At 46.2% G+C, this 20,648-nt stretch carries 22 protein-coding genes; 17 read left to right on the forward strand and 5 right to left on the reverse strand.

What is annotated here, in order from left to right; all coding sequences use genetic code 11:
- The first annotated feature begins 269 nt into the window (after window positions 1-269).
- The 6 genes from RBB45_RS02660 (at window position 270) to RBB45_RS02685 (ending at window position 7,435) form a co-directional block, all read left to right on the forward strand.
- A complete protein-coding gene (locus RBB45_RS02660; RefSeq protein WP_224952025.1) occupies window positions 270-3,920 on the forward strand; it encodes a dynamin family protein in 3,651 nt (1,216 codons plus the stop codon).
- Between the two features lie 4 nt (window positions 3,921-3,924).
- Window positions 3,925-4,674 (forward strand): nucleotidyltransferase domain-containing protein, encoded by a 750-nt coding sequence (locus tag RBB45_RS02665; RefSeq protein ID WP_306009076.1) that lies wholly within the window; start codon window positions 3,925-3,927, stop codon window positions 4,672-4,674.
- Between the two features lie 6 nt (window positions 4,675-4,680).
- Window positions 4,681-4,893, forward strand: coding sequence for a hypothetical protein (locus RBB45_RS02670; protein WP_009791205.1), 213 nt, complete (start codon window positions 4,681-4,683; stop codon window positions 4,891-4,893).
- On the forward strand, window positions 4,868-5,707 hold the full coding sequence (locus tag RBB45_RS02675; RefSeq protein WP_009791204.1) for a sulfurtransferase: 840 nt from the start codon (window positions 4,868-4,870) through the stop codon (window positions 5,705-5,707). The genes RBB45_RS02670 and RBB45_RS02675 overlap by 26 nt, the downstream gene beginning before the upstream one ends.
- Before the next feature lie 91 nt (window positions 5,708-5,798).
- On the forward strand, window positions 5,799-6,407 hold the full coding sequence (locus tag RBB45_RS02680) for a hypothetical protein (protein WP_129611968.1): 609 nt from the start codon (window positions 5,799-5,801) through the stop codon (window positions 6,405-6,407).
- A gap of 128 nt (window positions 6,408-6,535) precedes the next feature.
- Window positions 6,536-7,435, forward strand: coding sequence for a 5'-3' exonuclease (locus RBB45_RS02685; RefSeq protein WP_306009098.1), 900 nt, complete (start codon window positions 6,536-6,538; stop codon window positions 7,433-7,435).
- Between the two features lie 53 nt (window positions 7,436-7,488).
- On the opposite strand, the gene sspL is transcribed toward RBB45_RS02685, so the two are convergent.
- Window positions 7,489-7,632: a small, acid-soluble spore protein L gene (sspL, locus tag RBB45_RS02690; RefSeq protein WP_371931545.1), complete on the reverse strand. Its 144-nt coding sequence runs from the start codon at window positions 7,630-7,632 to the stop codon at window positions 7,489-7,491.
- A 112-nt stretch (window positions 7,633-7,744) separates the two neighbouring features.
- On the opposite strand from sspL, the gene RBB45_RS02695 reads away from it, so the two are divergent.
- Complete coding sequence (locus RBB45_RS02695) at window positions 7,745-8,242, forward strand: divergent PAP2 family protein (protein ID WP_009791200.1); 498 nt, start codon at window positions 7,745-7,747, stop codon at window positions 8,240-8,242.
- Window positions 8,243-8,271: 29 nt separating this feature from the next.
- Entirely contained in the window at window positions 8,272-8,541 is a 270-nt protein-coding gene (locus RBB45_RS02700) for a DUF6123 family protein (protein ID WP_009791199.1), read from the forward strand.
- A 146-nt stretch (window positions 8,542-8,687) separates the two neighbouring features.
- On the opposite strand, the gene RBB45_RS02705 is transcribed toward RBB45_RS02700, so the two are convergent.
- The 3 genes from RBB45_RS02705 to RBB45_RS02715 form a co-directional block, all read right to left on the reverse strand.
- A complete protein-coding gene (locus tag RBB45_RS02705) occupies window positions 8,688-9,611 on the reverse strand; it encodes a DMT family transporter (RefSeq protein WP_101550136.1) in 924 nt (307 codons plus the stop codon).
- Window positions 9,608-10,015 carry a reverse transcriptase-like protein gene (locus RBB45_RS02710; protein ID WP_094767189.1) on the reverse strand — a complete coding sequence of 136 codons (408 nt, stop codon included), beginning with the start codon at window positions 10,013-10,015 and terminating at the stop codon, window positions 9,608-9,610. The genes RBB45_RS02705 and RBB45_RS02710 overlap by 4 nt, the downstream gene beginning before the upstream one ends.
- Before the next feature lie 139 nt (window positions 10,016-10,154).
- A complete protein-coding gene (locus tag RBB45_RS02715; RefSeq protein ID WP_101550135.1) occupies window positions 10,155-10,856 on the reverse strand; it encodes a queuosine precursor transporter in 702 nt (233 codons plus the stop codon).
- Between the two features lie 194 nt (window positions 10,857-11,050).
- On the opposite strand from RBB45_RS02715, the gene RBB45_RS02720 reads away from it, so the two are divergent.
- Together RBB45_RS02720 and RBB45_RS02725 are read left to right on the forward strand one after the other, a co-directional pair.
- Complete coding sequence (locus RBB45_RS02720; RefSeq protein ID WP_022544110.1) at window positions 11,051-11,707, forward strand: ribonuclease H family protein; 657 nt, start codon at window positions 11,051-11,053, stop codon at window positions 11,705-11,707.
- A gap of 42 nt (window positions 11,708-11,749) precedes the next feature.
- The gene (locus tag RBB45_RS02725; RefSeq protein ID WP_009791750.1) at window positions 11,750-11,926 is read left to right on the forward strand and encodes a zinc-finger domain-containing protein; all 177 of its coding nucleotides are present in this window, start codon (window positions 11,750-11,752) and stop codon (window positions 11,924-11,926) included.
- 101 nt (window positions 11,927-12,027) lie between these two features.
- Here RBB45_RS02725 and cspD read toward each other — a convergent pair whose 3' ends face one another.
- Window positions 12,028-12,228 (reverse strand): cold-shock protein CspD, encoded by a 201-nt coding sequence (gene cspD, locus RBB45_RS02730; protein WP_009791749.1) that lies wholly within the window; start codon window positions 12,226-12,228, stop codon window positions 12,028-12,030.
- A 290-nt stretch (window positions 12,229-12,518) separates the two neighbouring features.
- Between cspD and RBB45_RS02735 the strand changes: the two genes are divergently transcribed.
- From RBB45_RS02735 to RBB45_RS02765, 7 genes are all read left to right on the forward strand, one after another.
- Complete coding sequence (locus tag RBB45_RS02735; protein WP_101550134.1) at window positions 12,519-13,496, forward strand: HD-GYP domain-containing protein; 978 nt, start codon at window positions 12,519-12,521, stop codon at window positions 13,494-13,496.
- A 111-nt stretch (window positions 13,497-13,607) separates the two neighbouring features.
- Complete coding sequence (locus tag RBB45_RS02740) at window positions 13,608-13,895, forward strand: hypothetical protein (RefSeq protein WP_009791745.1); 288 nt, start codon at window positions 13,608-13,610, stop codon at window positions 13,893-13,895.
- Between the two features lie 197 nt (window positions 13,896-14,092).
- Window positions 14,093-15,016: a metal ABC transporter solute-binding protein, Zn/Mn family gene (locus RBB45_RS02745; protein WP_101550133.1), complete on the forward strand. Its 924-nt coding sequence runs from the start codon at window positions 14,093-14,095 to the stop codon at window positions 15,014-15,016.
- 11 nt (window positions 15,017-15,027) lie between these two features.
- A complete protein-coding gene (locus RBB45_RS02750; RefSeq protein WP_009791617.1) occupies window positions 15,028-15,777 on the forward strand; it encodes a metal ABC transporter ATP-binding protein in 750 nt (249 codons plus the stop codon).
- A 10-nt stretch (window positions 15,778-15,787) separates the two neighbouring features.
- Window positions 15,788-17,101 (forward strand): metal ABC transporter permease, encoded by a 1,314-nt coding sequence (locus RBB45_RS02755; RefSeq protein WP_022544107.1) that lies wholly within the window; start codon window positions 15,788-15,790, stop codon window positions 17,099-17,101.
- Window positions 17,098-17,979 carry a metal ABC transporter permease gene (locus RBB45_RS02760; protein ID WP_101550132.1) on the forward strand — a complete coding sequence of 294 codons (882 nt, stop codon included), beginning with the start codon at window positions 17,098-17,100 and terminating at the stop codon, window positions 17,977-17,979. Before RBB45_RS02755 ends, RBB45_RS02760 begins: the two co-directional genes overlap by 4 nt.
- Window positions 17,980-18,304: 325 nt before the next feature.
- Complete coding sequence (locus RBB45_RS02765) at window positions 18,305-20,494, forward strand: DNA topoisomerase III (RefSeq protein ID WP_101550131.1); 2,190 nt, start codon at window positions 18,305-18,307, stop codon at window positions 20,492-20,494.
- Window positions 20,495-20,648: the final 154 nt, after the last annotated feature.

The raw sequence follows: 20,648 nt of genomic DNA on the forward strand, positions 1-20,648 counted from the left end.
TTACATATGGTATCTGTTTTTATTATTGGTGTGATCGCTGTATACTCGTTTGTAATGAAGCACGTCTTAAGCCATGTTGCTAAGCCGCAGACAGTGAAATAAAATATTCCAGGCCCTTTCCCTTTAAGGAAAGGGTTTTTTGTTTAGTTTTTTTAGCTTATAAGAGCTCCTTCCGCACGGCCTGGCAGCTGCATAGTTATAAATATATGAAAAGAGCGAATTATCGTTTAAAATGATAGTAAATTCATAAAAGCAAGGAGAAGTATCGGATGTCATTCACATTGCCTGAACAGCGGACAGCAGAGAAGCTCAACAAAGCCGCTGCCTTTCATGATTATTTAGCAGAACAGAAAGATGCCCAAACAGCAGAAAAGGCGGGCCAGCTTGCCAGAAAAATCAGCCGGGATGAGTTTACTATTGCTTTTTGCGGCCATTTCTCAGCCGGAAAATCAAGCATGGTCAATAAAATCATCGGTGAAGACCTCTTGCCGTCGAGCCCGATCCCTACCAGCGCCAATTTAGTGAAAATTAAAGCGGGGGAGGATTATGCCAAGGTCTATTTTAAAGAAGGTAATCCCCGCCTCTATCCTGCTCCATATGATTATGAGCGTGTAAAGCAGTATTGCCGGGATGGCGGCCAGATCCACTCGATCGAAATCAGCAAGCCGGGAACAATCCTCCCGGAGAATATCGCAGTCATGGATACACCGGGAATCGATTCGGCAGATGATGCCCACAGAATTTCAACAGAATCTGCCCTTCACCTTTCCGACCTCATTTTTTACGTGATGGATTATAATCATGTCCAGTCAGAGCTTAATTTTCTGTTTACAAAAGAGCTTGCTGCTGCTGGAAAAGAGATTTATCTGATCATCAATCAGATTGATAAACACCGTGAAGAAGAAATAAGCATGGCAAAGTTCAAAGCCAGTGTGAGAGAGTCATTTTCTTCCTGGGGGGTTCAGCCTGAACATATTTTCTATACCTCACTAAAGCAAGAGGAACATCCTCATAATGAGTTCGGAAAGCTGCGCCAATTCATCCATGAAAAGATGGCTTTAAGCAGGGAATTGCTTCCCCGGGCAGCAGAGGAAGCTATAAAAAGGCTCGCTGATGAGCATATCCGATTCCTGGAGGCGCTCGATGAGTCAGAAGAACAGCGTTTGAACGGAATATTGGAAGGGCTTCCGGGACAGCGGAGAGAGACTCTAGAAAAGGACGCTGCTGCTTTGGCGGATAAGCTCAATAAGAGAAAGGCAGAAAGGGATTCTTTCCAGGAACACCTTGGAAAGGAGCTGGAAAAGGTCTTAAAGAATGCTTACCTGATGCCTTACCAGACAAGGGAGCTTGCAGAAAAGTATCTCGAATCCCGTCAGCCGGGATTTAAAGTCGGCCTGTTTTTCTCACGCCAGAAAACCGGGGAGGAATCAGCCCGCCGCCTTGATGCCTTTTATCAGGACCTTCATGACCGGGTAAGGTCGGAGCTGGTCTGGCATATAAAGGAAGTGTTTTCAAGAACGATAAAAGAAAAAGAGCTGCTTGATCCGGAACTGCTGGAAGCGGTGCAAAGCTTCTCCATCCCGTTTACAGCACAAATGATCGAACAGACTGTGAAAAGCGGAGCCATGCTGACAGGTGAATATGTGCTTAACTATACAGAGGATGTTGCCTCAGCGGTCAAAAAAACGGCTAAGGATCATTTCGAACAAATCAAAAACATCATGATCCAAAAAGCGGCAGAAAATTCTTCCGAAGCAATTGAAAAATCAGAAGCGGAATACAGGGAAGTCAAAGGTCTTGCAGAGGCGTGGATCAGCCTGAATGAAATGAAAGAAAAACAGCTGGCTGCAAAAATGAGGCTGGAGCAGGTAATCCATGAAGACTATCCTTCTGATCAGCTCAGTGCCAGCGCAATCGAGCTGACAGCAGACACAGAAACAGCCGAAGTGGCGCCGGATGAAGAAGAAGACTTTTTGGATAAGGTGAACGATAAAGCTGAGATGGAAGAAGAAGAGATTCAATTTGCCGGGCGAAGCGCAGATCCGGATGACATAATCAAAAAGCTATTATTTACAGCTGAGAAATTGAAGGGCGTTCCCGGCTTTTCCAAGACGGCTGCCGAATTGGCCAGAAAAGCAGCGCGGCTGAAGGACAAGGACTATACGGTTGCATTATTCGGAGCCTTCAGTGCCGGCAAGTCATCGTTCGCAAATGCGCTGATTGGCGAAAGGCTGCTGCCGGTTTCGCCAAATCCGACTACAGCAGCAATCAACAAGATCAGGCCTGTCGATCATGATCATACCCATGGCACAAGCCTGGTGCATTTTAAAACAGCCGAGGTCCTTTACGGAGATGTCAATCGTTCCCTTAAGGCTTTCAATGAACAGGCAACAGATCTTGAAGATGCCCTGCGAAAAATAGGAAAGCTGAGTGAAGCAGGGGATCTGAACAGCAGTGAAAAAACCCATCTGGCTTTCCTGAATGCCTTTTCGAAAGGTTATCCAGATTACCGTGCCAAGCTGGGAGATACGATGACAGTGAGTCTGGCAGAATTCGGGGCCTTTGTGGCAGATGAAGAGAAATCCTGTCTGGTGGAGCTGATTGAGGTGTTTTATGACTGCCCATTGACGAGGCAGGGCATCACCCTTGTCGACACTCCTGGAGCCGATTCCATCAATGCCCGCCATACAGGTGTTGCATTCGATTATATAAAAAATTCAGATGCCATCCTTTTTGTCACCTATTATAATCATGCATTTTCAAGGGCTGACAGGGAATTCCTCATCCAGCTTGGAAGGGTGAAGGAGTCTTTTGAACTCGACAAAATGTTCTTTGCCGTCAATGCAGTAGATCTCGCCTCAAGTGAGGAGGAGATGGAGTCTGTGCTCCGCTATGTGGAAGATCAGCTGACTCAGTACGGCATTCGCCGGCCGCATCTGAATCCGGTCTCAAGTCTGCTTGGACTTCAGGAGAAGCTGGGAGAGGCAGCCGGCAAATCTTATTTGGCAGAGTTCGAGGAACGGTTTTATTCGTTCATTTCCAGCGAGCTCTCTGCCATTGCCGTAAACTCGGCTGAAAATGAATGGGAACGAGCCATCGGTCAGCTCAGGAGTTTTATCCGCTCTTCCCGGGTAGATGAGTCGGCAAAGCAGATGAAACGCGAGAAGATAGCAGGGGAGAAGGCTGGAGTCCGGGATATTCTTGAAAAAGGCTCTTCCCTGATGCTGAAGAAAAGACTTGAGCAGGAAGCGGATGAGCTCATCTTTTACATTAAGCAGCGGGTATTTTTCAGGTTTGGCGATTTTATCAAAGAAGCCTTTAATCCTTCTGTCCTGAAAGATGATGGAAGGAATATGAAGAAAGCGCTCCAGGATGCCCTGGCAGACTTCCTCAGCTCTTTCGGATTTGATTTTGCCCAGGAGATGAGGGCGACCTCGCTGAGACTTGAGGTATTTGCCGGCAAGCTGGCAAAGGAAGCCCAGGCCTCCCTGGTATCTTCCATCAGCAAAATCAGCGGAGACATTACTTTTACAGAATTTGAAGTCTCCAGCCATCCAGGGCTTGATTTCACATCCGCTTTTTCGGACCTGGAGCCCGGACTGTTCAAAAAGGCTTTAAGCTATTTTAAAAGCCCTAAGACATTCTTTGAACAGAATGGCAGAAAACAGCTGGGCGAGGAACTGCACAAAGTGCTGGATGGACCGGCTGACAATTATCTGGCTTCCGAGAGCAGCAGGCTGAAAGACTATTATGCACGCATTCTGGAAGAAGAATACCGAAAGCTGACTGCCGAAATGGCAGATCAGGCAGCAGAATACTATGAAGGGATTTCCGCAGCGCTGAGTGATGAAATTCCTCTTGATAAATTGATTGAACTGGAACGCTCACTCGTCCAGTTCACATCTGGCAGTAAAGGGTGATCACGTGAAGGAATGGCTTCAGGATCTGGAAAAGAAGCATAACATCACCATATATTATGCATGTGAAGCAGGAAGCCGCGCCTGGGGAACGGCTTCCGAACAATCGGATTACGATGTTCGTTTTATTTACAAATACAATGAGGTACGCAGCTATTTAGCGTTAAAGCCTGAACAGCAGACAATTGTCCATGCCTCGCCGGCAGACTCGGCAGGCTGGGATTTGTTCAAGGCTTTCAGCCTGCTGGAAAAATCGAATCCGAGCCTTTATGAATGGGCGTATTCGCCAATCGTCTATATTGACAGGCAGGATTTTGCCAGCCGTCTCCGGAACTTCATCAGTGAAGAATATTCTTCTTTTAAGCTTGCAAAGCATTATCAGGGACTGATGGTTCGGAACTTAAAAGAAATCTCGGGCAGGGAATTGACGCCAAGGAGGCAGAAACAGCTGATTCACGCTGCAAGATCCGGCCTGCTGGCAGGAATGCTGTCAAAAAAAATGAAAGCTGTGCCTTGGTCCGATCTCTTTGCCTGTGCTCCTGAAGGACAGGACTTTGCCCAAATACTGCCATACTATCATATCCTTGGAGAATCAAAGGCGAGCGGCAGACTGATAAAGGAAAGTGAAAGAGCAGAATTGGAGATCCTTTTATACCGGCAGACAAACCAGCTGGACATTCCGGCGGGGGAGGCTGGCAAAAGGGAAAATACCAGGGGGAAGCTGAACCAATGGCTTTGGGAACTTCTCAATATTTAGGGGGAAATGATGGGGAAATCATTTCATGCTTGTGCTACCTGCATCCATTTCCAGGCAGAAAGGGCCGGGGGAAAAATGGAGTACCGGTGCAGGCGGCTCGGCTTTGACACATTGCCATATTACCAGTTCAATTGCTGGGATCCAAAGGAAAATGTCAGGAAACTGATGGAGAAAAGGGAAGGGGGAAAAGAAAATGAAATGGGTGAAAGAACTGAATGAGGTGATAGAAGGGCTCGGCAGCGAAGACGTCAGGTTTTGTGATTGCCGGTTCAGTCTGGGGGAGCCGGAAAAAGGGGAAAAGGCCTATCTTGAAGAACATATCCCGGGCGCTGTTTATTTTCATTTGGAAAAGGACCTTTCCGGACAAGTGTCAAAGCATGGCGGAAGGCACCCCCTCCCGGATATGGATGATTTCAAGGGAAAACTTGAACAGGCGGGAATCTCCAATCATTCAACTGTCATTGCTTATGACGGCGGAGAAGGGGCGTTTGCTGCAAGATTATGGTGGCTGCTCAAATATGCCGGCCACGAAAACGTCTATGTCCTGAATGGCGGCTTCAAAGAATGGAAGAAGGAAGGACAGCCTGTGACAAAAGAAATTCCCCACATTGTGAGGAGTGAATATGCCTTAAGCCTAAATGCTGAGATACTGGCTGATACAGAAGAGGCAACAAAGGTTTCCGAGGCAGAAAGCAAGAAAACCTTAATAGATTCACGGGAGGCAAAACGCTATCTGGGAATAGAGGAGCCTATTGATAAAAAAGCTGGCCATATTCCCGGAGCAGTCAATTATCCATGGACAGACGGATTCGCTAGCGGAAAATACAGGAATGCGGAAGAACAAAGGAAAAGATTCAGCAGCATCAGACTGGAAGATCCTGTCATTGTTTATTGCGGTTCAGGCGTCACGGCCGCCCCGAATTTCATTGCTTTAAAGGAAGCAGGCTATGAAAATGTAAAGCTGTATGTCGGCAGCTTCAGCGACTGGATTTCCTATCCGGAGAATCCAGTAGCTCAGGCAGCTGGCAAATAAAAAGAAAATCCCTCAAAAAGGGATTTTTTTACTTTTTCTTCTGTTGTATAATTGAGAAGGTTCTGAAATTTTAATAGGGGGATCTTTTTTCATGAGCACAGGCTATACCATTACAAAAAAGAGAAAAACGGAAAAGAGCCAAATCTTTGTTTCATGTGCGATCATCTTGATTTTGTCGTCATGTTTTGTGCCGATTTTCATTCTGATACCACTGCAGGAGATCCTGTTTTCACCATCAGGCGAATGGTTCTTTGAACCCTTAAGGGCTGCTTATGGCGTTTTCATTGCCGGCCTGCTGCTGCTGGCAGCCATATGCATAACTGCAGCTGTACTGCTCAGCAAGCAGAGAATGACAGCAGGATTGAAAGGGTTATTGGCAGGCAGTGCTATTATTGGTGTGCTGCTCATCCTGCTTAGTACAGACGGGTATCATTATGCAGACCAGAAGGGCATTACAATCGATCCTATTTTTTCGCTGAAGGAAAAAACATACACATGGGATGAAGTGGCAGCTGCGGAGCAGACAGCCAAACTATCAGGAGGAATAGCAACTGATGACAAATTCATTGTGACCTTTAAGGATGGAAAGAAATATTCCATGGTGCTGAATAACAATGTAGTCAAAGCAAGGGTTGCCATGCAGTATGTACTCAAAGAAAAAGGAATAGAAGTCATTAAAAAAGACCCGCAGGCAGAGTGATGGACCTATAAACAGAAAGGCCTTTACAAGGCCTTTTTCCCGTTAAAGGAACCTAAATCTTTACAGGGAAGCCGTGTCTTCATCCATGTTATAATAGTGAAATATGAAGAGAAAAGGGGCTGTACATGATGAATGAAAATAAACCTTCCCTGCTGCTTGTTGATGGCATGGCACTGTTATTCAGGGCGTTCTTTGCAACTGCTGTCACCGGCCAGTTTATAATCAATTCAAAAGGGGTTCCGACTAATGCGATTCAGGGATTTCTGAAGCATTTTTTCACAGCCGTATCATCCTTTAAGCCAACACATGTGGCTGTTTGCTGGGATATGGGCAGCAAAACCTTCAGGACTGAAATGTTCAGCGGCTATAAAGCAAACCGCTCAGAAGCGCCAATCGAATTGCTTCCTCAGTTTGATCTGGTCAAAGAAGCTGTAGAAGCTATGGATATTCCCAATATCGGGCTGGCCGGGTTTGAAGCTGATGACTGCATCGGCACGATTGCGAGAAACCTTCAGCCGGAGGCCAGGGTTTCTATCCTGACGGGCGACCAGGATATTCTGCAGCTCCTTGACAAAGATATTTCGGTCATCCTGCTTAAAAAAGGGTTTGGCAATTATCTTGTCCATACAGCAGATACCTTTTATGAAGAAAAAGGGATTACGCCAAGGCAGATGATCGACCTCAAAGCTTTTATGGGAGATCCAAGCGATAACTATCCTGGGGTAAAAGGAATCGGCGAAAAAACAGCATTAAAGCTTTTGCAGCAGTTCGAACATGTGGATGGCGTTATCGAGAATCTGGACAAGCTCACAAAAGCGCAAAAAGCTAAAATTGAAGAGGGGCTTGAAATGCTCCATCTAAGCAGGCAACTGGCAGAGATTAAATGCGATGTTCCAGTCCAATGTGTCCTGGATGATGCTGTTTATAAAATCAATCAGCAAAAGGCGATGGAAAAGTTCAGTGAACTGGAATTAAGGGGGCTGTACAGGCATCTCGAAAAGCTTGAGGAAAGCAAGAGCCTTGCCTGAGTTCTGCAGATATAAGATTGGAGGAGCTGCCACAGCTGCAGCTCCTTTTGCTGTTATTTCGTATTTTTCTTTTTTGCAGCATTCTCAAGCTTGCTTTTTGGCTCTTCAGCAAACTCGGCATCCTGTCCGTAGCCTTGGGGATTGACGCCAGGGGCTTTTTTCCCCCTGTTGGCATGGGCGTTTTTACTCACGTGCATTCACCTCCGGAAAAGTGATGCAGCTGCTGATTATTGCACCTGCAGCTTTAGTATTTGCCAAACGAATATTTAAACCCCCTCATCTTCACAATATAAAATGAGGTGATGGCCATTGAATAAAGGAGTCATTGTAGCGCTGCTAAGCATCATCATTGCCCAGGGCATGAAAATACCTCTCCACTTTTTAAAGAAAAGGGAATGGAAGCCGGGTTTGTTTTTCCAGACAGGCGGGATGCCGAGCTCCCATTCAGCAGGCGTGTCCTCCCTGACTACATTTATCGCCCTGAAACGCGGGCTGCCGACAATTGATTTTGCTCTGTCTCTTGTATTCGGCCTGATTGTCATGTATGATGCGCAGGGAATTAGGAGGCAAACGGGCGAGCTGACCTTGAAGGTTAACTCTATGGAAGAGCTGATGGACAAAGTCCACAAAGATGAAGCAGTGGAATTCAGTGAAGAAAAACCGAAAAAGCTTAAAGAAATGCTCGGGCATCAGCCACAGGAAGTGCTTGGTGGCGCCCTGCTTGGAATCCTTACCGGTTCGGCAGGCTATCTGCTCTCAAAAAAAGATAGAAAATTGTCGAAATTTAAGGTAAAATTTAGAAGATAGGATGACAAGATTCAGGGAGCTGCAGCATATTGAAAACCGTTGAAGAATATTTGACTCACCTTGAAAGCAAAGGCTTTCAATTCCGTGAAGACGCAAAAGGATTTGTATACTTTGGCAAGCAATATACGAATGCATCGGATGAACTGGCAAATGCCGCTATCGAAATAACACTAAAAGCACAAAAAGCCTTTGACGGGAGCTTTTATGTATCCCTGCTGGAAATGCTGATGGCCAATGGGATCACTACCCGCAAAGAAGCGCTCCATTTCATCAAACAAAAAGAGCTTTTGGCTATATAAGCCAGAGGGGAGGCCCGTGCCTCTCCTCTTTTTTATCCTGCAGTTTGAATTGGTGCAGCTGAAAAAGAAATATAGGCCCTGGCAAGTGCCAGGGCCTTATCGTCTCTTTACACAGCATTCAGCCGTGCTTTCTGCTGTTTTCTATATTAAGCGGATTTTTGCTCGCGCGCCACTTCCCTTTTTTCCTTCCTTGAAGGCAGCTCTGCATAGACCATTCCCGCAAAAATCAGCCCGCATCCAGCAAGGGCCGAAATCGTAAGGCGGTCCCCTGCCCAGAGATAGCCGGCTGCCGCTGCAAAGACAGGCTCCATTGCAAAGATAAGCGCCACTCTTGTGGGAGTGGTGAATTTCTGGAAAGCAGTCTGCGCCAAAAAGGCGAGAGCGGTAGCAAATATGGAAGTCACCAGCAAAGCCGTAACAACATTTCCTTCGAGGAGAATATCAGGATTCAGGGCTGACTGCCAATCCTCGAATAAAAGAGCAGAAACACTTGCAAGACCTGACACAGTCAATATTTGAACAACCGTCAAAAGCAGGGCCGGATGGTGTTTGCTGAATTTGCCGGTGAAAATGATATGAAGGGCAAATCCTGCAGCACAGACAAATGTCAGCATATCCCCTTTGTTCAGGGAAGATGCATCTGTCATGGCGAGCAGATAGAGGCCGGCCGCAGCAGCAGCCACTCCGATGACGCTGTTGGCGCCTGGCTTAATTTTCAGCAGAGCAAAGGCCAATAAAGGGACCATTACGACACTTAAGCCCGTAATAAAGCCTGCTTTTGAAGAAGTGGTATAAAGAAGGCCGGCTGTCTGGAAGGCATATCCTGCAAACAGCCAAAGGCCTATGAAGATGCCTGAGGATACCAGCTTCCAATTGAGGCGGGCCAGCTGTTCCCGTTTAAAAATAAAGAGCCACATGGCAAGGAGCATTCCGGCGATAAAAAAACGCACCGCATTGAAAGTGAATGGCTCCAGAAAAGAAATGGCATTCTGGACCAGCACAAAGGTCGCACCCCACACGAGTGCTACCAGAAGAAGGCAGATATCTGCCAAGGATCGGGACTGTGTCATTCAGCGGTCCCTTCTTTCCCATTGTCGCGGACCGCTTTCCTGGCCAGTTCATCCGCTGTTTTATTCTCACTGCTTGGAATCCATTTCATAAAGAAAAGGTCGAACTGCCTGGAGAGGCCCAGAGCTTTTTCCAGCAGACTGCTGTAAAGAGGGTTCTTGACGAATTCCTTCTCGACTGCTGCATTCACAAGCTGGGAATCTGTCCGAAAAGAAACGGTCCTGTAGCCACTTTGCAGGCAAATCTCCAGTGCGTGGATAAAAGCGTGATATTCTGCCTCATGATTGCTCATTTCACCGAGCGGTATGCTATGGCGTTCAACAGTGCCTCCAGCCTTGATGAAAATTCCGGCGCCGCTTGGTCCAGGGTTGCCGGCGCTTGCACCGTCAATATATACTTCGATCATCGCAAATCCTCCATTTAAAAGAATGAAACTTGCTTATCCCGCATGAGAACGGGTAACACTATATGTAAGTTTATCACAGAAACGGTTCTTTCTTATCACCGTGAATGCAAAAAAAGAGTGCCGAGGCACTCTCTTCATTCTATTGGTCGATGGATGTATTCGCCTTATTTGTTTTATGCATTTTCTTGGCAAGATAGCCAAAAGGCGTATCCAGGATGGCAACAAAGAACTTCAGCAGGTAAGTTGTAATGAATATCTGGATCCATTCATTGAAGGGAAAGACCCCTGCAAAAGCAATCCCGGTAAAAACAAGTGTATCAATAAACTGGCTGATGATCGTACTTCCGTTATTCCTGATCCAAAACTGATTGTCTTTGGGGAATTTCCTTTTCAGGAACTGAAAAATATAAACATCCAGGAATTGGCTTGCAAGATAAGCAGCAAGGCTTCCCAGCGCTATTTGCGGAAGAAACGAGAAAATCGTGCTTAATGCACCTTGTGCCATATCAATTTCATGCGGTTTGAAAAGCAGCACCATCTGCATGATCACTGTCATGGACAGAAGTGTCAAAAATCCAAGCCAGACCGCCTTTTTCGCTTCTTCTTTACCGTACTTTTCGTTCAGGATGTCCGTAACAAGGAAGGCGGTGCCATACATGGCATTTCCAAGTGTGGCGGTCATACCGAATATTTCAATTGTTTTTATAACCTGCAGATTGGCAAGTACAGTAGAAAGGCCAATCCAGACAAAAAGTCCGGTTTTGCCGAAAATGCGGTAAAATAATAGGACAAAAGCAAAATTAACTAAAGCAAAAATGAGGCCAAACCATTCGTTAAACATAAGATCCTCCTAGTTTTGATAGTGCGGGAAGTTGCGAACCGCCATATATTTAATTGTCCTTGACCATTATAGCGTGAATATAGAAGGAAAGACACATCTCAGGAGAAGTGAAAGTTTTAGCAATTTTGTGATACTTGTGCACGAACTGGAATAGGTTAAACAAATACTTGATACTGAAGCGAAAGGCGGATACTATGAAATACAAGTTAGAGTGGCTTTACAGGCTGAAAGGAACAGACGGAATCCGGTTCACCTCAGACTGGATGGACGGGGAAACTGCGCTTGAACTCGGCGGAGATCTCGAAAAGGGAGGAAAGGCCCTGGATCTTGAGTTTTTCGATGAGATGGGTACCGGCTGGTCACTGAAGGAAATGAGGAAGCTGCTGGCCGAAGTGGAAGCCGAGCCTCATGACATAACCGTGTACTTTGACGGCGGATTCAATAAAGATACCTATCAGGCAGGACTGGGAGCAGTCATTTATTATAAGCAGGGAAAAAAGAAGTTCCGCATCCGGGCAAATGAAAGAATCAGCGAAATGGAAACCAATAACGAAGCGGAATATGCTGCCATGCATTATGCTGTTACACTGCTGGAAGAAATGGGAGCTCATCATATGACATGCCGCTTCCTGGGTGATTCACAGGTCGTGCTTAAGCAGCTTGAAGGAGAATGGCCCTGTTATGAAGAGAGTTTGAACAGATGGCTTGACCGGATAGAAGAGAAAATAAAAAAACTTGGCCTTGAGCCGAAATATGAGCCTATACCGAGGTCCGAGAATAAAGAAGCGGATAAGCTGGCCAGCCAGGCGCTGGAAGGAAAGCTGATCAACAGCAGAATGCAGATTATATAAAAGCTGGAATATTGTTTTCTGAAGAGGAAAGGAAGGACAGAGTTGGAACGAAAGGATATCTATAAAGAAACAGAAGAGCTTATGGAACAGTACTGCAAAGGCTGCTTTCTCCACAAGTATCACAAAGAAGAAAAAGGGAAGAGGTTCGCTCACCGATTTTGCATTACTCAATGCACAATCGGGGAAAAAATAAAAAAATGCGGCAGCAGACTGTCTTAGAAACAGTCTTCTGCCGCTTTCATTTACCTATGTAAAAAAGGCTGGCAAAATGCCAGCCTTTTTTAATTGGTCTCCAATGGGCCAATATCTATAAGTGCTGATTAAAGTTTTACAACATTAGCTGCTTGAGGTCCGCGGTTTCCTTCAACGATTTCAAAAGAAACTTCCTGGCCTTCTTCCAAAGATTTGAAGCCGTCGCCTTGGATAGCAGTGAAGTGAACGAACACATCGTCTCCGCCTTCAACTTCAATAAAACCAAAACCTTTTTCGTTATTGAACCATTTAACTTTGCCGTTTTGCATGTGAACTTTTCCTCCTAAGCCTTTCAAGACACAGATTGTGTCGAAATAAATATTATCACTAGCAGAATAATTAACTAGTTCTGGAAAACTCAAAAATTATTCTGTTAAATGATGTCTATAATATACACGAAGGAAAATTTCCAGTCAAGGAATAATGCAGAATTTTTACAAAAATCTCTTAAATTTTTTGAATCTTTTGTATTTATGAAAAAAAGGACAAAAAATGATAGGTGGCGTTTCCTGTTTTTGTTAAAATTAAAGCTATAAAATAATTCTGGAGGCAGGGTGAGATGGTGAAAACCTTTAAGGAACCCGGCAGGGAGAAGCCTTTATCTTCAGCAGAAATCGATCGGCTCCTTTTCCAGCTGAAAAGAGACAGGCCAGGACCTCCTGCGTTTGCTTCAGGCTCCATAAGCGATGGAGGAGGCGGGAAGGATACTGCCGGGCTGATCGATCATGCGGTGGGGCAGGTGGAGGATATATTCGCTGGAGCAAGACTAGGGAAGGGTGTTGGAATAACTGCAATCAAAAAAGATATATTGCCTGCCATCCGGACACTTGCGGATATTCCCGGAGTGTCCCATGTTTTCCATCAGCTCGACCGAAAAGACAGATATACCTCGAGCCATGCCGTATGTGTCAGTATGATAGCCGGGATGATCGGACGCTGGCTTGGCATTGGCGGAGCACTGATGGAGGATTTGCTTCTTGGATCCATCCTTCACGATATCGGTAAAATTAAGATTCCGGATGAAATTCTATCAAAACCCGGAAAACTTACTCTATCAGAATATGAAGAAATGAAACTTCATTCTGTTTATGGATATGAAATGGTCAGGGATTTGGATGCTGTAAGCCCGAAAGCAGCCCTTATTGTTCTGCAGCATCATGAAAGAGAAGACGGAAGGGGATATCCGCTGGGCCTGAAAGGAAGGGAAATAGAGCATTTAGCAAAAATTACAGCCATTGCAGACGTTTTTCATGCCATGTCGTCTGCCCGCATTTACCATGAGGCCCTGCCATTTTACCAGGTCATGCGCAAGATGAAGGATGGCGCTTTCGGTTCATTTGAACCTGGTTTTATGCTTATTTTTATCCAAAACCTGATGAACAGCCTGGCCGGTTCTAGGGTCAGGATGACAGACCAGTCAGAGGGCAGGATCCTGATGATTCACCCATATGATCCTTTATCCGCACTTGTGCAGACAGAAGACCGCCTCATTGACTTAAGATACAGCAGGGGGCTGCAAATCGAACGGATATTATGAATAGGAGAGATTGCTTGTCATTTTCAGCCCTTTTTCTCATAAATTATAAAACAGCCGGCTGCATCCTGAATAAAGTGCAGCCTGCTGAAAAACAAAGAAAAAGGTGAGAAGATGTTCAGGTTCTTGATAGGGAATGAGGAATGGATATTAAGATTTTCCCCGAATATCGAGCTGGATCCTGAAATCAAACAGGCTATCTTCAGTTCGCTCATACAGCTGGGCAAAACTTTTGTGCAAAGTTCTCACGGCGATTCCTTTTCTATCATAGATGAACAAATCGGCATGATCATTTTTACTCTCGAGAAAATTCCGTCCCTGATCCTTACTGTATCACATGTGATTCCAAAAGAAAGATGGTATACCCAGTGCAATCTGTCTATAAAGCCATATCAACCCTAAACCGGCGCAGCCGGTTTATTTTTTTTTATTAAATAGATTGACATATCTTACACTGAGGTTAAAATGTTTACCAAGGGAAACTTTTATGTTTTAGTTAAAAATTTATAGTCCTGTTTAAAAAGTGTGCACATCGCTAAAAGAGGTGCATACAATTTAGGACTGAGGATGAAGAAAAACAGAAGGAAGAGGTGTCGGGATTGAAAAAATGGATGATGTTAGCTTTTGCTTTTAGTCTGATTGTGCTGGGGGGATGCTCCGGGAAGACCGCTGAAAGTGAAGGGGATGGAAAGAAGCTTTATATCACCACAACGATCGGGCAGATAGCCGATGCTGTGAAAATAATAGCGGGGGATAAGGCGGAAGTGCACAGTTTGATGGGGCCGGGCACAGACCCCCATCTTTATAAAGCAACACAGGGTGATATGGAGAAGCTTCAGGAAGCGGATATCATTTTTTACAGCGGTCTGCACCTGGAGGGAAAGATGCTTGATATCTTTGAGAAAATGAATGAACAGAAACCCACATACGCCATAGCTGAATCTATAGAACCAGAGAAGCTTTTGGCTGCAGACGGCAGCAAAGCCTATGATCCCCACGTATGGTTCGATATCGATCTATGGAAAACCGCTCTCAAAAAGGCAGAAGAAGGACTGATTAAGGCAGATCCTGATAATGAACAATACTACCGGGAAAATGCAGATGCCTATTTTGCAGAAATGGATGAATTAAAACGATTTGCGGAAAAGGAAATGGCAGGGATTCCGGAAGAACAGCGTGTGCTGGTTACAGCCCATGATGCTTTTGGCTATTTCGGAAGAGCATACGATATGGAAGTGATGGGCCTTCAGGGATTGAGCACTGATGCCGAATACGGACTCGGCGATGTTCAGGCCCTTGTCGATACACTGGTCACGCGTAATATAAAGGCAGTTTTCGTTGAATCGAGCATCTCGGAAAGATCCATCAACGCGGTCATAGAAGGAGCAAAGGAAAAAGGCCATACCGTTTCTATCGGAGGAGAGCTGTTCTCTGACGCAATGGGAGAGGAAGGGACAGAGGAAGGAACTTATCTTGGGATGTATAGGCATAATGTCGATACCATCGCGAAAGCGCTGAAATAGGAGGAAAGGCCATGAATCCAGTAGAAATAAAAAACCTGACAGTCGCATATCAGAAGAAGCCGGTCCTGAGCGATGTAAGCTTTTCGGTCGGGGAAGGAAGCCTGGTAGGAATAATCGGGCCGAATGGAGCCGGAAAATCTACGCTTATTAAAGCCATACTGGGGCTGATTCCGAGAGCTTCGGGGGAGATAAAGGTATACGGCAGAGAATACCGGCCCAAAGACAGGCTCGTTGGGTATGTGCCGCAAAGGGGTACTGTAGACTGGGATTTCCCGACGAATGCGCTTGATGTTGTCCTTATGGGGCGATACGGCCATGTCGGCTGGTTCAAGCGTCCCAAAAGAGCCGATGTGGAAGCAGCAAGGGAATGCCTGCGCAAAGTAGGCATGGAAGCTTTTCAGCACAGGCAGATCAGCCAGCTGTCAGGAGGACAGCAGCAGAGGGTCTTCCTTGCAAGGGCACTTGCACAGGATGCAAGCGTCTATTTCATGGATGAACCATTTGTCGGGGTGGATGCCGCTACAGAAAGGGCAATCATCAGCCTGCTGAATGAATTGAAGGCCCAGGGGAAAACGGTGCTGGTTGTGCATCACGACCTGCAGACTGTAAAAGAATATTTTGATTCTGTCATCCTGCTCAATATGAGAACCATAGCCCACGGTCCGGCAGATAAAACATTTACAATGGAAAACCTGCACAAGACATATGGCGGCAAGCTGGCCTTCCTGGAAAAGGGCCAAGTGATGGTCGAGCAAAAGTGAGGTGTCTTATATGAATGAACTATTGCAAATGCTGGGCAACGCGAATACACAGTGGGTCCTGTTTGGAACAATGCTGCTGGGTGCAGCAAGCGGAGTGCTTGGAAGCATAGCCCTTCTGAGAAAGCAAAGCCTGATCGGGGATGCTGTTGCACATGCAGCATTGCCGGGGATATGCATTGCTTTTATGCTCACAGGTGAAAAATCTCTGCCTGCCCTCCTTATCGGAGCAGCAATTACCGGTCTGCTTGCCGCCTATTGTATCCAATTCATCACTTCCAGCTCAATTCTAAAAGAGGATAGCGCGATTTGCCTGGTATTGTCTGTATTTTTCGGATTCGGGATTGTCCTGCTGACAAAGATATCCCAATCGCCTGCAGGCAACAAGAGCGGGCTGGATGACTTTATTTTCGGGCAGGCTGCTTCCATGGTAGGGAGCGATGTAAAGCTGATGGCAGGTGCCTCTGCCGTTCTCATCGTGGTGACTTTGCTGTTCTTTAAAGAGCTGAAGGTCCTGACCTTCGATCCTGATTTTGCGAGGGGGCTCGGACTTCCTGCCGGCTGGCTGAACTTTATGTTTCTTACCCTTCTGGCTGGCACTGTTGTCATCGGTATCCAGGCGGTAGGCGTAATCCTTATGGCTGCAATGCTGATCACACCAAGCGTTGCTGCGAGGTATTGGACAGAGTCACTTGGGAAAATGGTCATCATTTCAGGAGGATTCGGGGCCTTATCAGGAATGGCCGGAACCCTTCTGAGCACGCTGGGGCAGGGGCTTGCAACTGGGCCGTTCATTGTTGTTACGGCTACTGGCTTATTTCTGTTCTCTGTCCTGGCTGCCCCGCAGAGAGGACTGCTGACAAAGCTGGCCAAAAGAATCGTCTTTAACAGGAAGACGAAGAGGAGCCAGGTGCTTAGGGCAATGTACAAACTGACAGAATCTGCTTACAGGGAGACAGGGAAGGAACAAATGATCATAGCTGAAAGCAGGATCTCCGATGAGCTCGCTTTCTCAAAATCACATACCATGAGGCTGATGAGCGACCTGTACAAGGAGCATTTAATTGCAAAAGATCCAGGAGGATGGATGCTCACGGACAAAGGCGTTCTCGAAGGTTATATCCTGACGCTGAAAGGACGCATAAATGAACTTTGCCTGATGCACAGTGAAGAATTTAATGAGGACCAGAGGGAAGCGCTGGCTGAAAAGCTGATGGTAAAACCGTCAGATCCGCTTGCCAAAAGAGCGGAGAAACTGCTCTGGCAATATAATATGATGCCGGTCCTTTCACCTTTTCCCCTTCCAGAAAGGAGAGAGAATCTATGAGCTATGAATTATGGATTTTGGCAGTAGGATCACTGGCCGGAATTACCTGTGCCATCACCGGATGCTTCCTGATATTGCGGAAGCTTTCCATGCTTGCCGATGCCATCAGCCATACCGTGCTCCTTGGAATCGTCCTTGCTTTTCTGATCAGCCAGAGCATGAACGGATTTTACATGCTCCTTGGAGCAGCAGCAACAGGTCTGGCAACGGCCTTCCTTGTCCAGACCTTTAACAGCAGCGGCGTTCAGGAGGATGCTTCAATCGGCGTAGTGTTCACCTTCCTGTTTGCTGTAGGAGTAATCCTGGTCTCGCTTTTTGCTGAAAATGTCCACCTGGATGTCGACCATGCATTGATGGGGGAGATTGCTTTTGTCCCTTGGGATGTCGTCCGGATTGGAATGCTTCCAGAAGTCCCGAAAGCCTTTCTGATGCTTGGGGGTGTCCTGCTGTTTAATCTGCTGCTGATTGGATTATTCTACAAGGAATTCAAAATTACATCTTTTGATCCCCAGATGGCAGCAGCGATAGGGATTCCGGTTCTGTTCATCCATTACCTGCTCATGGGAATGGTTTCGATTACAACTGTAGCTTCTTTTGACAGCGTCGGGGCAGTCCTTGTCGTTGCTATGCTGATTGCACCGGGAGCATCAGCATACCTGCTGACAGACAGGCTTGGGACCATGCTTATCTATAGTGCATTGATCGGAGCGGCTGCCGCTGTCGGCGGATATTTCGCTGCAAGCTGGCTGAATGCCTCGATATCCGGAAGCATGGCAGCTGCCAATGGAATACTATTTGCCCTTGTTTTCCTGTTTTCGCCTACTAAAGGGTATATAATGAAAAAACGGAACAGCATGCGGGTCCGTACAGCAGAATGATCATACTCTCTAGTCTTTTGGTTTGCAGGGAGCTTTAAAGAGAGAAAGTTTAATAGTATAATAGAAGAAGCGCCGGGAATGGCGCTTTTTTCTGCTGCCTCAAGCCATATGTACATCAGCAGCTACCCTCAAGCCATCCATCTCCCATAGAACCCCCCATTTATTCAATTCTGAAAAAAGTGCATGATCCCAATCTGACAGGAGCTAAAGGGTGCCTGAACAGCCTGGAATCATGTATAATCTTTTTTTCGGGCCCTGCTGCCATTGAGGTTAGCAGTAAAATAATCAAGTCGGACTTGCGCAGTCCCGAGCAAGGAGAATGAATATGAAACTGATTATTGCAGAGAAGCCTGATCAGGGAATGAAGCTTGCCGCCCCATTTTCATTCAAGAAAAAAGAAGGCTATCTGGAAATCGCTCCGAACCAACTGTTCCCTGATGGTGCTTTCATGACTTGGGCCATTGGCCATTTATGTGAACTGGTTCCTCCCGAGGAATATGATTCTAAATGGAAAAAGTGGTCACTGAGCACTCTGCCGATACTTCCGGAGCAATTTAAGCACCGTGTATCCAAGTCAAAGTGGAAGCAATTCAAAGTCATCAAAGAACTGGTCCACCATAAAGAAGTCAATGAAATCATCATTGCCGGTGATGCAGAAAGAGAAGGGGAAGCCATTATCCGAGTCATTCTGACTCAGTGCGGCAGCAGAAAGCCGATGAAGCGGCTATGGATTTCATCGCTCACCGCCAAATCTGTAACAAATGGCTTTGCCAATCTCCTTGATGAGTCTAAGACAAGAAATATTTATTATGAGGCGCTCAGCAGGGCATGTGCCGACTGGCTTGTCGGTATGAATGCTTCGAGGGCATACACCCTGCTGCTCCAGCAAAAAGGGATCCAGGATGTGTTTTCTACCGGAAGGGTCCAGACCCCGACCCTTGCACTGATTGTAAAAAGAGAAAAAGAAATCGAGAATTTTAAGTCAGAGCCTTTCTGGGAAGTCATGGCTACTTTCAATATGGAAGGAAAGACATATAAAGGGAAATGGCATAAAGATGGGAATTCCCGTCTCGATAATGAAGGGATGGCCAGGAAAATCCAGCAGTTTGCAGAAGGAAAGAACGCCAGGATTGAATCAATCGATAAAGACAGGAAGGAATTCCTGCCTCCTTATTTATTCAATCTCTCGTCCCTGCAGGCTGAAGCAAACAAACTTTACAAATATTCCCCGCAAAAAACATTGGAAATCGCCCAAAAGCTTTATGTGAAAGGAATTATTTCGTACCCTCGCTCTGACTCAAGCTTTGTCACGAAAGAGGAGGCGGCGGCATTTCCTGAAACACTGGAAAAGCTTTCGAAAATGGATGCTTTTAAAGCTTTTTTCCCGCTTCCTGTTTCATCCATACTGGATAATAAAAGATTTGTGAATGAAAAGAAAGTGACAGACCACTATGCCATCATTCCTACAGAACAGGCAGCCGACCCGGCTAAAATGGGTGCCGATGAAGCAAGGATTTATGAGCTGATTGTAAAAAGGCTGATTGCCGCCCATTATGAAAAAGCCATCTTCGATTATACAACCATCCATACATTGGCGGATGAGAGAGCTGCTTTCCTGTCAAAAGGGAAGGAAATGATTCAGGAAGGCTGGAGGAAGGTCCTGTTCAGCAACAAGAAGAGTGCTGCTAAAGATGAAGATGAGCAGGATCTCCCGTCCCTCGAATCCGGCGAAAGAGGGATTGTACAGGATACAGAGGTTAAAGAGAGCAAGACGCAGCCGCCTAAGCGGTATACCGAGGGGCAGCTTATCACCCTGATGAAAACTGCCGGGAAGCATTTGGAGGATTCTGATCTGGTCAAAGTGATGAATCAGACTGAAGGGCTTGGCACTGAAGCTACGCGTGCCGGGATCATTGGCATTCTTAAGGACCGGATGTATATTGATGTCCGCAAGAACCAGGTGTATGCGACGAACAAGGGAAAGCTTTTGATCGATTCAATCGGCGAAAGTGTGCTTGGATCCCCTGAAATGACCGCCAAATGGGAGCAGCGCCTGAATGAAATCGGTGAGGGGGCAGCATCGCCAAAAGAATTTATGGAGCAGGCGAAGAAGCTGTCAATCAAATTAATCAATGATGCGACAGAACAGAGTTCCCGGTGGAGCTTTGATGGATATGACCTGGAGGAATTCAAGGATAGAAGGCCGGGGAAAAAAGGCAAAAGGGGCGGCGCGGGCACGAAGGTCGGCAAATGTAAGCTGTGCGGCGGCGATGTTGTTGACAAAGGGACTTTTTATGGCTGTGCGAATTATAAAGCCTCTGACTGCCGTTTCACCATATCCAAAAAAGTGCTTGGGAAGACCATAAGCCAGGCAAATGTCCGCAAGCTTTTGAAAGATGGGCAGACAGATCTTATCAAAGGGTTCAAAAAAGGCGAAAAGGAATTTCAGGCCAGGCTAGAATGGGGAGAAGGCAGGCTTAACTTCGTCTTTGAAAACAGCATAAAGCAGCAATAAATGCAGGGGAGGGGCACAAGCTTCTCCCTGGTGTTTCGCTTGCCTGACTTGTTTGTCCTCCCCATCTATAGTAAAATTTTTATTGGACAATTTTTACGGGGCTGCATGGTGGAGCTTTCTGTTTGCAGGAAAGCAATGGGCCGGTGACGATTAT

It is taken from the genome of Bacillus sp. MMSF_3328 (assembly GCF_030733525.1).
Taxonomy (GTDB): domain Bacteria; phylum Bacillota; class Bacilli; order Bacillales; family Cytobacillaceae; genus Bacillus_AB; species Bacillus_AB infantis.

Bases quoted from the DNA above. Each gene is read 5' to 3' on its own strand.
- RBB45_RS02660 (WP_224952025.1), top strand. From the start codon at position 270: ATGTCATTCACATTGCCTGAACAGCGGACAGCAGAGAAGCTCAACAAA.
- RBB45_RS02670 (WP_009791205.1), top strand. From the start codon at position 4,681: ATGATGGGGAAATCATTTCATGCTTGTGCTACCTGCATCCATTTCCAG.
- RBB45_RS02675 (WP_009791204.1), top strand. From the start codon at position 4,868: ATGAAATGGGTGAAAGAACTGAATGAGGTGATAGAAGGGCTCGGCAGC.
- RBB45_RS02680 (WP_129611968.1), top strand. From the start codon at position 5,799: ATGAGCACAGGCTATACCATTACAAAAAAGAGAAAAACGGAAAAGAGC.
- RBB45_RS02685 (WP_306009098.1), top strand. From the start codon at position 6,536: ATGAATGAAAATAAACCTTCCCTGCTGCTTGTTGATGGCATGGCACTG.
- sspL (WP_371931545.1), bottom strand. From the start codon at position 7,632: ATGCACGTGAGTAAAAACGCCCATGCCAACAGGGGGAAAAAAGCCCCT.
- RBB45_RS02705 (WP_101550136.1), bottom strand. From the start codon at position 9,611: ATGACACAGTCCCGATCCTTGGCAGATATCTGCCTTCTTCTGGTAGCA.
- RBB45_RS02710 (WP_094767189.1), bottom strand. From the start codon at position 10,015: ATGATCGAAGTATATATTGACGGTGCAAGCGCCGGCAACCCTGGACCA.
- RBB45_RS02715 (WP_101550135.1), bottom strand. From the start codon at position 10,856: ATGTTTAACGAATGGTTTGGCCTCATTTTTGCTTTAGTTAATTTTGCT.
- RBB45_RS02720 (WP_022544110.1), top strand. From the start codon at position 11,051: ATGAAATACAAGTTAGAGTGGCTTTACAGGCTGAAAGGAACAGACGGA.
- cspD (WP_009791749.1), bottom strand. From the start codon at position 12,228: ATGCAAAACGGCAAAGTTAAATGGTTCAATAACGAAAAAGGTTTTGGT.
- RBB45_RS02735 (WP_101550134.1), top strand. From the start codon at position 12,519: ATGGTGAAAACCTTTAAGGAACCCGGCAGGGAGAAGCCTTTATCTTCA.
- RBB45_RS02740 (WP_009791745.1), top strand. From the start codon at position 13,608: ATGTTCAGGTTCTTGATAGGGAATGAGGAATGGATATTAAGATTTTCC.
- RBB45_RS02750 (WP_009791617.1), top strand. From the start codon at position 15,028: ATGAATCCAGTAGAAATAAAAAACCTGACAGTCGCATATCAGAAGAAG.
- RBB45_RS02755 (WP_022544107.1), top strand. From the start codon at position 15,788: ATGAATGAACTATTGCAAATGCTGGGCAACGCGAATACACAGTGGGTC.
- RBB45_RS02760 (WP_101550132.1), top strand. From the start codon at position 17,098: ATGAGCTATGAATTATGGATTTTGGCAGTAGGATCACTGGCCGGAATT.
- RBB45_RS02765 (WP_101550131.1), top strand. From the start codon at position 18,305: ATGAAACTGATTATTGCAGAGAAGCCTGATCAGGGAATGAAGCTTGCC.